Here is a 12,256-nt window from a genome sequence, read left to right as displayed (position 1 = left end):
TACGGGATGAAGGCAGGGAACAGAGGTCGGCAAGGTCATGGCGGCGGCGGGCGGGAGTGGCGGACAGGGCCGATTGGTTGCGGGGGGGTTACGCCGATAGCGTCTGGCCATAGCCGGCCGCATGGCTGAAATAGCGCCGGCTGATCTCGTTGGACAGCGCGCTGGCCGCGCCATCCAGTGTTTCACACAGTGCCAGCACGCCGGCATACAGGCCCTGCGTCTGCTGGCACAACGCCGCCAGCGACGGCCTCGCGTCTTCCGAGGGCAGCAGCGCCAACAGGTCCGTGGCGGGGCCGGCCACGGTGCCGGGCAAGCGTGCCACCTCTTTGCGCAGCGCGCTCAGCACACAGGCGATGGCGCGCGGGTTGGCGGGCTCTTGCACCAGCAGGTTCAACAGCGCCGGCACTTCCTGGCGGCCGGGATAGTAGGCGCGATACGTGATCTTGCTGTCGAACAGGTCCAGCAGGATATTGAACCCGCTGTCGCCCAGCACCGCATTGCGGCGGAACAGTTCGCCCAACAGGCCGGCCATGGCCGACAGCCGTTCGATCTGCCGCCCGATGGTCAGCAGCCGCCAACCGTCGTCTCGCGTCATGCGGTCGGTCTGCGAACCGGTAATGGCCGACAGCTGCATGCCCAGATTCTTCAGCGCCCGCAGCACGTCCGGCGCGGTCGCCGGGGCATCGGCGTCGCGCTCCTTGCCGCCCGACGCCATGCGCCGGAACAGGTCGTTTGCGCTCACCACCAGCCGCCAGTGGTCTGGCGACAGCCGGTCGCGGATCTGCCCGGCCGCAAACGCCAGCGCGCCCAGATTGCGCGACACGCCGCCCTGGGCGTCTTCGCCCGCCAGTTCCGCGATCAGCGTGGATTCGAACATGCGCACGGACAAGGTCGGCGCGGGCGGCGCGAGGCCGCTGCGCCGGCACAGCGCAGCGACGGCGGAGAACAGTTCACCCGCATTGTCCTCATCGCTATTCAGCCAGGTCAGCGCCACGTTGGCCAACCGCACGTCGTTTTCGGCGCGCTCGGTGTAGCGCCCCATCCAGAACAGGTTCTCGGCCGCCCGGCTGGACACCGGGCGATGCGCCCGCACCAGGTCTTCGGGCCGCAATTGCGCGGGCAGCATCGAGAACGTATCGACCGCGCCCCGGGTCGTGACCCAGGTATCCATGCTGCTGCCGCCGCGTTGCATCGACACGATCTGCTGTTCGCGGCTGGCGATGCGGGTCAACCCGCCCGGCAGCACGTTCCAGCCGCCCTCGCCGTCGGCGATGACGAATACGCGCAGCATGGCGGCGCGCGGCACGATATGCCCGGCGATCCAGCTGGGCGCCTGGGAGAGCGGCAGGTATTCCTGGATGGTGTAGGCATCGGGGTTGGCGGCAATGCGCGCCTGCAGCGCGTCGCGCTCGGACGGCGATACCGCACCGCCGATCACTGGTTCGAACCCGCCGCGCAGATTGCTGGGATACGTGGACTTGACCACGGCTCCCGGCAGATTCGCCAGCACCTGTTCGCGCGCCGCGGCCTCGCCGCACCACCAGGACGGCAGCGACGGCAACAACAGGTCCGCATCCAGCAGGCGGCGGCTGATGGCCGGCAAGAAGCCATTGATGGCGGGCGACTCCAGGAAGCTCGTCCCCAGCGAATTCGCCACCAGCACATTGCCCGCGCGCATCACCTGCAACAGGCCGGGCACGCCCAGCGTTGAATCCGAGCGCAGCTCCAGCGGGTCGCAGAAATCGTCGTCCAGCCGGCGCAGCACCGCATGCACGCGTTCCAGGCCGTGCAGCGTCTTCAGGTACAGCAGCTTGTCGCGCACGACCAGGTCGCCGCCTTCCACCAGGGTCACCCCCAGGTAGCGCGCCAGATAGGTCTGTTCGAAGTAGGTCTCGTTGTAGGGCCCCGGCGTCAGCAGCACGATGCGCGGCGGCGTCTGCGCGGACAGTCCGCCAGGGCTGAGCTTGTACAGCATGTCCATCAGCCGCCGGTAGCTGGTGGCCAGATGCTGCACCCGCAGTTCCTTGAACGCCTCGGGGAACATACCCGAGATGGTCAGCCGGTTTTCCAGCAGGTACCCCAGCCCGGACGGGGCCTGGGTGCGCTGCGACACGACCCACCAGCCACCGTCGCTGGCCCGCGCCAGGTCGAAGGCGGCAATGTGGAGGAACGTGTCCCCCGGCGGCGCGTACCCGCGCAGCGGGCGCAGATAGCCGGGATGCCCCAGCACCAGCGCGGGCGGGATCAGCCTGTCGGCCAGCAGCGCCTGCGGCCCGTAGGCGTCGGCCAGCAGCCGGTTCAGCAAGGTGGCCCGCTGGCACAAGCCCTGTTCGATCGTGGCCCAGTCCGTGTCGTTGATGACGAAAGGCAACAGATCCAGCGACCAGGGCCGCGCCGACCCGTTGGCCTCGGCGTAGATGTTGTAGGTGATGCCGTTTTCGCGGATCTGGCGCGCCACCCCATCCACGCGCCGATCCAGGTCGGCGAAGCCGCCCGTGCCGAGTAGCTCAAAAAAACGGGGCCAGGGTTCGCGCAGGCGGGTGGCGCCCGACGCGTCGGCAGCGTGGCGCAGCTCGTCGTAATGCCCGGGCCGTGCGGGCAATGCCGCATGAACCGCCAGGGATGCGACATCCTGCGACGGATCCGTCTGAAAAAGAAATTGCGGCATAGCGGCTTTATCGCCGGCCGGTGGGCCGGGGTTCAACATGCGGTAAGGCTCAATCGTGCCTCAAATCCAACGAGAACGGAAATTCCCGGCTGGCCACGGCGGGCGCGACATCCATGCGCCCCGGCGTATGGCCGGTCTTTTCAAAACGCGCCAGCCGCCGGCTCTCGGCCTCGTAGGAATTCACGGGGAACGATTCCGGGTTCAGCCCGCCCGGGTGCGCCACATGGTATTTGCAGCCGCCCAGTGACCGCTGGTTCCAGGTATCGACGATATCCACGGTCAGCGGCACATGCGTGGGAATGGTGGGATGCAGCGCCGACGGCGGCGCCCACGCCTTGTACCGGACGCCCGCCACGTACTCGCCGACCCGGCCGGTGGGTTGTAGCGGCAACGCGCGGCCGTTTACCGTCACGACGTAGCGGTTGCCGTTCAAGCCCGATACCCGGATTTCCACCCGCTCCAGCGACGAATCCACATAGCGCACCGTGCCGGCGGACGAGCCCTCTTCGCCCATCACGTGCCAGGGCTCCAGCGCCCCGCGCAGTTCCAGGTGGATACCGCGCGCCGCCACGTCGCCGAACAGCGGGAAGCGGAATTCGAAATGTGGATCGAACCACGCAGGGTCGAAGCCATAGCCCGCCTCGTTCAGGTCGGCCAGCACGTCCTCGAAATCCATTTTCACGAAAGTGGGCAGCAGGAACCGGTCATGCAATTCGGTGCCCCAGCGCGTCAGGCGCGCGGTGTAAGGCGTCTTCCAGAAGTGCGCGATCAGGCCGCGCAGCAGCAGTTGCTGCGCCAGGCTCATGCGCGCGTGCGGCGGCATTTCGAAGGCGCGCAGCTCCAGCAGCCCCAGCCGCCCGGTGGCGCTGTCGGGCGAATACAGCTTGTCGATGCAGAACTCCGACCGATGGGTGTTGCCGGTCACATCGACCAGGATGTTGCGCAAGGCCCGGTCGATCATCCAGGGCGGGACCGACGCGCCCTGCTGCGCGCAGCGCCGGTGGATCTCCTGGAACGCCAGCTCCAGCTCATACACCTGGTCGTTGCGGGCTTCGTCGATGCGGGGTGCCTGGCTGGTCGGTCCGATGAACAGGCCCGAGAACAAGTAGGACAGCGAGGGATGGTTCACCCAATACGCCAGCAAGCTGGCGAGCACGTCCGGGCGGCGCAGGAACGGGCTGTCAGCCGGCGTGGCGCCGCCCAGCACGAAGTGGTTGCCGCCCCCGGTGCCGGTATGGCGGCCGTCCGCCATGAATTTCTCGGTGGACAGCCGGGTTTCGAATGCGGCGTCGTACAGGAATTCGGTGTGGTCGACCAGTTCGGCCCAGTTGCTGGCCGGGTGGATGTTGACCTCGATGACTCCGGGGTCGGGCGTCACTTGCAGCACCTGCAATCGCGGATCGCGCGGCGGCGGATAGCCTTCCATCACGATCTTCACGTTCAGGTCGCCCGCCGTGGCCTCAACCTGGCCAACCAACGCCAGGTAGTCCTCCAGGCGCGGCAATGGCGGCATGAACACATACAAGACGCCGTTGCGCGTCTCGACGCACATTGCGGTGCGCGTCAGCCAGGCCGCCGATTCGAACTTGCCGGGCTGCCGCGCCTCGGGCAGGCCAGCCCCCGGTCCGCCATGCCCCGCGCCGTTCGCGATGGGCGCTTCGCCGTCGAACGTCCCGGCCAGCTCCCGGCGCGCCGGGGCGCGCGCGTTCTGCGTCAGCAACTGGGCGGGCCCGGGCAGCGAACGCCGCCCCTCGTAGGGATCGCGCTCCACCACTACCGGGGCGTCGGCCTCATCCGCCCATGGCAGCGAATCCAGCGGCAGGCGATACCCCATCGGCGAGTCGCCCGGAAACAGATACATGCGCTCGTCGCGCAGGAACCAGGGGCCGGACACCCACGGGCCGCCCTCGCCCGGCTGGATCGGCAAGGCGTAACCCACCACGCTGTCCAGCTTCTGCTCGAACACGCGGCGCAGCCGCGTGCGCTCCATCTCGTCATCCAGCCGCGAATCGAAGGGATCCACGTTGGCGGGCAGGCGGCGTTCGCGCCACAGGTAATAGAACACGTCCTCGTAGCCGGGCACGACATGCTGCCCGTTCACGCCCAGCCGCTCGCACAGCCTTGTCATGAACCGGCGCGCATCCGCCACGGTGTATGTACTGCGCTGGCGCTCGTCGGCGAACAGCGCCGGATCGCTCCAGCAGGGCTGCCCGTCCGTGCGCCAATAGATCGACAGCGCCCAGCGCGGCAGTTGTTCGCCGGGGTACCACTTGCCTTGCCCGAAATGCAGGAAGCCGTTGCCGCCATAGCGGGCGCGCAGCCGGTTCAACAGCTCCAGCGCGTAGCCGCGCTTGGTTGGTCCCAGGGCCGCCGTATTCCATTCGGCGCCCTCGCGGTCCGACACGGACACGAAAGTGGGCTCGCCGCCCATCGTCAGGCGCACGTCCATGTGGTCCAGATGGTCGTCGATCTTGTCGCCCAGGTCACGGATGGCGTGCCATTGCGCATCGGTATAGGGCTTGGTCACGCGCGGGGACTCGAACACACGCATCACTTCCATCGTGTGCGTGAATGTCACCTCGGCCTCATCAACCGCCCCCGTGACCGGCGCGGCGCTACCCGGTTCAGGCGTGGCCGCCAATGGAATGTGGCCTTCGCCTGCCAGCAAGCCCGAGGTCGGATCCAGGCCGATCCACCCCGCTCCGGGCAGATAGACTTCGCACCACGCATGCAGGTCCGTGAAATCCGATTGCGCGCCGTTGGGGCCGTCAAGCGCCCGCACGTCGGGCTTCAACTGGATCAGGTAGCCCGACACGAAGCGCGCCGCCAGCCCCAGATGGCGCAGCGCCTGCACCAGCAGCCATCCCGAATCGCGGCACGACCCGGCATTGCGCGCCAGCGTCTCTTCAGGCGTCTGCACGCCCGGCTCCATGCGGATCAGGTAGTTGATCTCCTGGTGGATCTGCTGGTTCAGGCCCACCAGGAAATCCACGGTGCGCTGCGGGCGCACGTCCACGCGCGACAGAAACTCGGCAAAACGCGGCGTGGCCTTGCCGCACACCAGGTACGGCGCCAGTTCGCGGGCCAGCCCGTCGTCATAGGTGAAGGGAAAGGTCTCGGCGTCCGGCTCCAGGAAGAAGTCGAACGGGTTGTAGACCGCCATCTCGGCGACCAGATCCACGGTGATCTTGAACTCGCGCGTCTTGCCCGGAAAGTTCAGCCGCGCCAGGTAGTTGGCGAACGGATCCTGCTGCCAGTTGATGAAGTGGTCCGCCGGTTCGACGGTCAGCGAGTACGACAGGATGGGGGTCCGGCTGTGCGGCGCGGGCCGCAGGCGCAGCACTTGCGCCGACAGGCCCACAAGGCGGTCATATTTGTATTGCGTAACGTGCTTGAGGGCTACGTGGATCGTCACTGCCTTCTCCGGGTGGACTGGGGCGGCCGCGGCGCGGCCAATGCATTGCTACGGGAACACGCGGATGTTTCAGTGGCTGGTCTGCACCTGCACCGACACGTTCATCGACAACGCGGCGGCGGCGCCATGCAGCCATCGCACGGGCGAGGCCGATTCATAGTCGCGCGCCACCGCCAGCCGGCAATGGCCGTCGGACGCGAAGCACGCGTGGCTGACGTCCACGCTGACCCAACCGTGCCGGGCCAGCCAGACGTCCGCCCAGCCGTGGTTGGCGGCATCATCGCCCGCCATGTGCCAATAGCCGCTGACATAGCGGGCCGGCGTGCCGAAGGCGCGCACGCAAGCCAGCAGAAGATGGGTGTGGTCCTGGCTGCCGCCGCGCCCCGCCGACAGCACCTGGGCCGCCGTCATCGGCGCATCGTTCAGCCCTGGCGTGTAGGCCACCCGTTCGCGGATGGCGGCGCTTAACCGCAGCAGGTCCTCGGGGGCCTGCATGCCGCGGGGCACCACAAGGCGGCAGAATTCCCGGATGTCGTCGTCGCACTGGGTCAAGGCCGTGGGCACGCCGTAGATGTGGACGGGCAAGCGTTCGTCTTCGTCGCCCACATGGCCCTGGGCCAGCGGATGGATGTCCACCTGCCCCACGGCATGGATTTCGATTTCGCGGTGGGTGCGGTGCAGCGTCAGCGTGTGGATGACATTGCCGTACGCGTCCACCTGGGGCTGGATCTCGCCGGGCGTCTGGATCTGCCATCGCAGCGCATGCTGGTGGTCGTCGCGCCGCGGCGTCAGCCGCAGGGTCTGGATGCTGTAGTTCACCGGGGCAGCATAGCGGTAGCGGGTCACGTGCTTGATGAGATGCTTCATGAGACTCTCCACACTGCGAAGTCACGCTGACAACGTCGGGGCCGTCCGCCCCCTGGCACGGCGGGCACGACGATTGATAATAGCAATAGCGCGTTGAAATAATTAAGCAACTTGCGTGCCAGGACGAGGCAGTGGGGCATTGTCGACAATGCCCGGGGGAATCGGACTGCGCCGGCCCGGTGCGCAACCGCCTGGCTCCCCGCTGGGGCGCGCCGCGCACCAATGCGGTGCATGCCTGGCCCGATTCCGGGTCGCGCCGTCCCCCCGCCGCCCGGCGGCTTCGGTTGCGTCCGATTCGCGCAGGCGCAGTCACAATCTTCAAACGGGCGGACAAATGTTCAATACGCCAGGCGGCCACGCTGGCACATTGCAGGGGTTTTCCCACCCCGGCATCCGCAGGAGTCCACCATGCCCATTACCGCTACCCCCACGCCCGGCGCCAAGCTGCTTTCCCCCCAGGACCACACGCTCATCATGATCGACTTCCAGTCGCAGATGGCGTTCGCCACGCATTCCATCGACGCGGTTACCTTGCGCAACAACGCCGCGCTGGTCGCTCACGCCGCCGCAGGTTTCGGGGCTTCCACGATCCTCACGACCGTTGCTAAAAAGAGCTTTTCGGGCCCGATGTTCGACGAAGTCGTTGCGCCCTTCCCTGGCCAGACGCTGTTGGACCGCACTTCCATGAATACGTGGGAAGACGCCGCGGTGATCAAACAGGTCAACCACATCGGCAAGACGCGCATCGTGCTGGCCGGTCTGTGGACCAGCGTCTGCATCGTCGGCCCGGCCCTGTCCGCGCTGGACCAGGGTTTCGAGGTGTACGTCATCACCGACGCATGCGGAGATGTGTCCGCGGAGGCCCACAACCGCGCCATCGAGCGTATCGTGCAAGCAGGCGGCCAGCCGATCACCGCGCTGCAGTATCTGCTGGAAATGCAGCGCGACTGGGCACGGACGGATACCTACGACATGACGACCGGCATCGCCAAGCAGTTCGGCGGCGCCTATGGCCTGGGCATCATCTACGCCAAGACCATGTTCAACGCCCACGAAGGCTGATCGGAGTCCGCTGATGAAGGTCTACCTGGTTTCACTGGGGCTCGGCCTGCTGGTCGGGATCATTTATGCGCTGTTCAATGTGCGGTCCCCCGCGCCTCCCGTGATCGCCCTGGTAGGCCTGCTTGGCATCCTGGCGGGCGAACAGATTCCACCGCTGGTCAAACGCCTGCTTTCCGACGAGGCCACCCGCACGTCCTGGCTGCACCAGCAGGTCAAACCGCACATGTTCGGCGAGCTGCCCAGTTGCCCCAAGCCCGCCAACCCCGCCCAATCGACCCCGGACGCATGTGGAGACAAGCGCAATGGCTGATACCCCCAACACCGTGCCCCCCGGCGCACCCGACCTGATCCTGCATCAGGGCCGCTTCACGACGCTGGACCCCGCCAACCCCACGGCCGACGCCGTCGCCATCCGGAACGGCCGCTTCACCCGCGTGGGCGCCGCGGCCGACATCCTGCCGCTGGCAGGTCCCGGCACCCGAGTCATCGGCCTGAACGGGCGCGGCGTGCTGCCGGGCCTGATCGACAACCACCTGCACATCATCCGCGGCGGGCTGAACTACAACATGGAGCTGCGCTGGGACGGCGTGACAAGCCTGGCGGACGCCATGGGCATGTTGCGCCGGCAGGTCGCCATCACTCCCGCTCCGCAATGGGTGCGCGTCGTGGGCGGCTTCACCGAACATCAGTTCGCCGAAAAGCGGTTGCCGACCATCGAAGAGTTGAACGCTGCCGCGCCCGACACGCCCGTGTTCATCCTGCACCTTTACGACCGCGCGCTGCTGAACGCCGCCGCCTTGCGCGCCGTGGGTTACGACAAGGCCACGCCAGCGCCGCCGGGCGGCGAGATCGTGCGCGACGCGGCTGGTAACCCCACGGGGCTGCTGCTGGCCAAGCCCAATGCATCGATCCTTTATGCCACCCTGGCCAAAGGCCCGAAGCTGCCGTTCGACTATCAGCTGAATTCCACGCGTCATTTCATGCGGGACCTGAACCGCTTGGGCGTCACCGGCGCCATCGACGCCGGCGGCGGCTTCCAGAACTACCCCGAGGACTATCAGGTCATCCAGCAACTGGCCGATGCCGGCCAATTGACGATCCGCCTGGCCTACAACCTGTTCACCCAAAAGCCCAAGCAGGAAAAGGAAGACTTCCTGAACTGGACCGCCACGTCGCAATACAAGCAAGGCACCGACTACTTCCGCCATAACGGCGCCGGCGAAATGCTGGTGTTTTCCGCGGCCGACTTCGAGGACTTCCGCCAACCCCGGCCCGAGATGGGCCCCGAAATGGAAGGCGAGCTTGAGGAAGTCGTGCGCATTTTGGCGCAGAACCGCTGGCCGTGGCGCTTGCACGCGACCTACGATGAAACGATTTCGCGGGCGCTGGACGTGTTCGAACGCGTCAACCAGGACATACCGCTGGCTGGGCTGAACTGGTTTTTCGACCACGCCGAAACGATCTCGGAACGCTCCATCGACCGCATCGCGGCGCTGGGCGGCGGCGTCGCCGTGCAGCACCGCATGGCCTACCAGGGCGAGTATTTCGTCGAACGCTATGGCGCGGGCGCGGCCGAAGCCACGCCGCCGGTCAAGCGCATGCTGGAGCAAGGCGTGAATGTGTCGGCCGGCACCGACGCCACGCGGGTGGCGTCCTACAACCCCTGGGTGTCGCTGTCCTGGCTGATTACCGGCAAGACCGTCGGCGGCCTGCGGCTGACCCCGCAGCGCAACTGCCTCGACCGCGATGCCGCGCTGCGGATGTGGACCGAAAACGTCACCTGGTTCTCGAATGAGCAAGGCAAGAAGGGCCGCATCGCCGAGGGGCAGTTGGCCGACTTGATCGTGCCCGACCGCGACTTTTTCGCCTGCCCGGAATCTGACATCGCCGACATCGCAAGCCTGCTCACGATCGTGGGCGGCAAGGTGGTGTGGGGCGCCGGTGAATTCGCCGCCCATGACGAGGCCCCCCCGCCGCCCGCGATGCCGGACTGGTCGCCCACGCGGCTGTTCGGCGGTTATGGCGCTTGGGGTGACGCGCAAGGCAAGCCGCTGCAAGCCACCCTGCGCGAGGCGGCCTCCGCCTGCGCATGCGCGAACGACTGCAACGTCCATGGCCACCAGCACGCGGGCGCCTGGGCCAGCAGACTGCCCGTTTCGGACCTGAAGGGCTTTTGGGGCGCGCTGGGTTGCGCATGCTGGGCCGTATGACGATACGCGGCGCAGCAATCACTTCGCGCACCGTCCATTGGCTTGCCCTGCTGGCGCTATGCGGCGCCTACCTGCAGGGCGGGCTGGTCAAGCTGATGGACTTTGACGGCGCCCAGGCGGAAATGGCGCATTTCGGCCTGCACCCCGCCCCTCTCGCGGCCGCTGCCGTTATTCTGCTGGAACTGGGCGCAAGCGCGCTGGTCCTGAGCGGCCGGCTGCGCTGGCTGGGCGCCCTGGCGCTGGCAGGTTTCACCGCGGCGGCGGCATTGATGGCCAACCGATACTGGGAAGCGCCCGCCAACGCGCGCTTCATGAGCATGAACGCCTTCTACGAGCACTTCGGATTGGCCGGGGCCTGGGTCCTGGTCGCATGGCATGACTTGACCGAGCGCCCCCAATGACCAACGTTAACCGCACCCCCCCTCCGCCCGCCGCCGTCGGCGGCATGGCCCCCCTCAAGCACACGCTGTTCGCCGTGCTGTGGGGCGCCACCATCCTGGGCAATATCGGCAGCTTCATGCGCGACGTCGCCAGCGCCTGGCTCGTCACCGACCTGTCATCCAACCCCGCCGCCGTCGCCATGATGCAGACCGCCGCCACGCTGCCGGTCTTCCTGCTGGCCATTCCGGCAGGCGTGCTGTCCGACATCCTGGACCGGCGCCGCTTCCTGATCATCATCCAGGTGCTGCTGGCTAGCGTCAGTTTCACCCTGCTGATGATGGCCAAGACGAATACGCTGACCGTGGAATATCTGATCGCGCTGACCTTCCTGGGCGGCGTGGGCACGGCACTGATGGGGCCGACCTGGCAGGCCATCGTCCCCGAGCTGGTGCCCAAAGCGGAACTGAAGACGGCCGTCGGCCTGAACTCGCTGGGCATCAACATCGCGCGCGCCTTGGGCCCGGCCGTGGGCGGCCTGCTGCTGGCCGCGTTCGGAGCCGCCGCCGCTTACGGGGCGGACGTGCTGAGCTATGTGTTCGTGATTGGCGCCCTGCTATGGTGGAAGCGGCCTAAAAAGGTGGACGACGGCCTGTCCGAACAATTCTTCGGCGCATTCCGCGCGGGCGTGCGTTTTGCCCGCGCCAGCCGTGAACTGCACGTGGTGCTGCTGCGTGCGGCGGTGTTCTTCATCTTCGCCAGTTCCGTCTGGGCGCTGCTGCCGCTGGTGGCCCGGCGCATGCTGGGCGGCAGCGCAGGCTTCTATGGCATCTTGCTGGGCGCGGTGGGCGTCGGCGCGATCCTGGGCGCAGTCATCTTGCCCAAGCTGCGCCAGCGCCTGAACACGGACGGCCTGGTATTGGCCGCCGCCGCCGTCGCGGCCGTCGTGATGGCGGCATTGTCCTTCGCTCCCCCGCAATGGGCGGCGGTGCTGCTCCTGCTGCTGCTGGGCGTGGGATGGATCGTCGCCCTGACCACCTTCAACGGCGTGGCGCAAGCAATCCTGCCCAACTGGGTCCGCGGGCGAGGCCTGGCGATCTACCTGATGGTCTTTAACGGCGCGATGGCCGCCGGCAGCCTGGGCTGGGGCCTATTGGCGCAAGAAATCGGCGTGCCCGCGACCCTGCTCGCTGGCGCCGCCGGCCTGCTCGTCGCGGGACTCGTGCTTCACCGCCTGCGCCTGCCCCAGGGCGAGGCCAATCTGGATCCCTCCAACCATTGGCCCGAACCCTTGCTGGATACGCCGGTAGAACATGACCGCGGTCCCGTCATGGTGCAGATCGAATACCGCATCCGCGTCCAGGACCGGCCCGCTTTCCTGCAGGCGCTCAAGGCGGTGGCGGAGGAACGCCGGCGCGACGGCGCTTACGCCTGGGGCATTGCCGAACATACGAGCGACCCGGAACGGGTGCAGGAGTGGTTCCTGGTGGAGTCCTGGGCGGAACACCTGCGCCAGCACCAACGCGTGTCGCAGGCCGACGCCGATTTGCAGGGCGAAGCCCAGCGCTTTCACATCGGCCCGGAGAAACCCGTGGTGCATCATTTCCTGGCACTGGACATCCGTCAGGCCAAGCCAGGACCGGCCGCCTGACCGCG

At 67.3% G+C, this 12,256-nt stretch carries 8 protein-coding genes; 5 read left to right on the top strand and 3 right to left on the bottom strand.

Annotation, left to right across the window (positions count from 1 at the left end; translation table 11 throughout):
* Window positions 1–88: 88 nt before the first annotated feature.
* The 3 genes from HG262_RS04285 to HG262_RS04275 form a co-directional block, all read right to left on the bottom strand.
* Window positions 89–2,668, bottom strand: coding sequence for a circularly permuted type 2 ATP-grasp protein (locus tag HG262_RS04285; RefSeq protein ID WP_169269857.1), 2,580 nt, complete (start codon window positions 2,666–2,668; stop codon window positions 89–91).
* A 49-nt stretch (window positions 2,669–2,717) separates the two neighbouring features.
* The gene (locus tag HG262_RS04280; RefSeq protein ID WP_169269856.1) at window positions 2,718–6,083 is read right to left on the bottom strand and encodes a transglutaminase family protein; all 3,366 of its coding nucleotides are present in this window, start codon (window positions 6,081–6,083) and stop codon (window positions 2,718–2,720) included.
* 69 nt (window positions 6,084–6,152) lie between these two features.
* On the bottom strand, window positions 6,153–6,950 hold the full coding sequence (locus HG262_RS04275) for a transglutaminase family protein (protein ID WP_169269855.1): 798 nt from the start codon (window positions 6,948–6,950) through the stop codon (window positions 6,153–6,155).
* A gap of 408 nt (window positions 6,951–7,358) precedes the next feature.
* Here HG262_RS04275 and HG262_RS04270 point away from each other — a divergent pair, with 408 nt between their 5' ends.
* From HG262_RS04270 to HG262_RS04250, 5 genes are read left to right on the top strand one after another with little or no spacing between them, the layout of a single operon-like run.
* Window positions 7,359–8,012 carry an isochorismatase family protein gene (locus tag HG262_RS04270; protein WP_169269854.1) on the top strand — a complete coding sequence of 218 codons (654 nt, stop codon included), beginning with the start codon at window positions 7,359–7,361 and terminating at the stop codon, window positions 8,010–8,012.
* A gap of 13 nt (window positions 8,013–8,025) precedes the next feature.
* Window positions 8,026–8,322, top strand: coding sequence for a XapX domain-containing protein (locus HG262_RS04265; protein ID WP_169269853.1), 297 nt, complete (start codon window positions 8,026–8,028; stop codon window positions 8,320–8,322).
* On the top strand, window positions 8,315–10,222 hold the full coding sequence (locus tag HG262_RS04260; protein WP_169269852.1) for an amidohydrolase: 1,908 nt from the start codon (window positions 8,315–8,317) through the stop codon (window positions 10,220–10,222). Before HG262_RS04265 ends, HG262_RS04260 begins: the two co-directional genes overlap by 8 nt.
* A complete protein-coding gene (locus HG262_RS04255; RefSeq protein WP_248293233.1) occupies window positions 10,207–10,623 on the top strand; it encodes a DoxX family membrane protein in 417 nt (138 codons plus the stop codon). Before HG262_RS04260 ends, HG262_RS04255 begins: the two co-directional genes overlap by 16 nt.
* Window positions 10,620–12,251: an MFS transporter gene (locus HG262_RS04250; protein ID WP_169269851.1), complete on the top strand. Its 1,632-nt coding sequence runs from the start codon at window positions 10,620–10,622 to the stop codon at window positions 12,249–12,251. The genes HG262_RS04255 and HG262_RS04250 overlap by 4 nt, the downstream gene beginning before the upstream one ends.
* Window positions 12,252–12,256: the final 5 nt, after the last annotated feature.

The organism is Achromobacter sp. Bel, from assembly GCF_012928505.1.
GTDB lineage: Bacteria > Pseudomonadota > Gammaproteobacteria > Burkholderiales > Burkholderiaceae_B > Achromobacter.
This window is presented reverse-complemented; position numbering and strand designations above follow the sequence as displayed.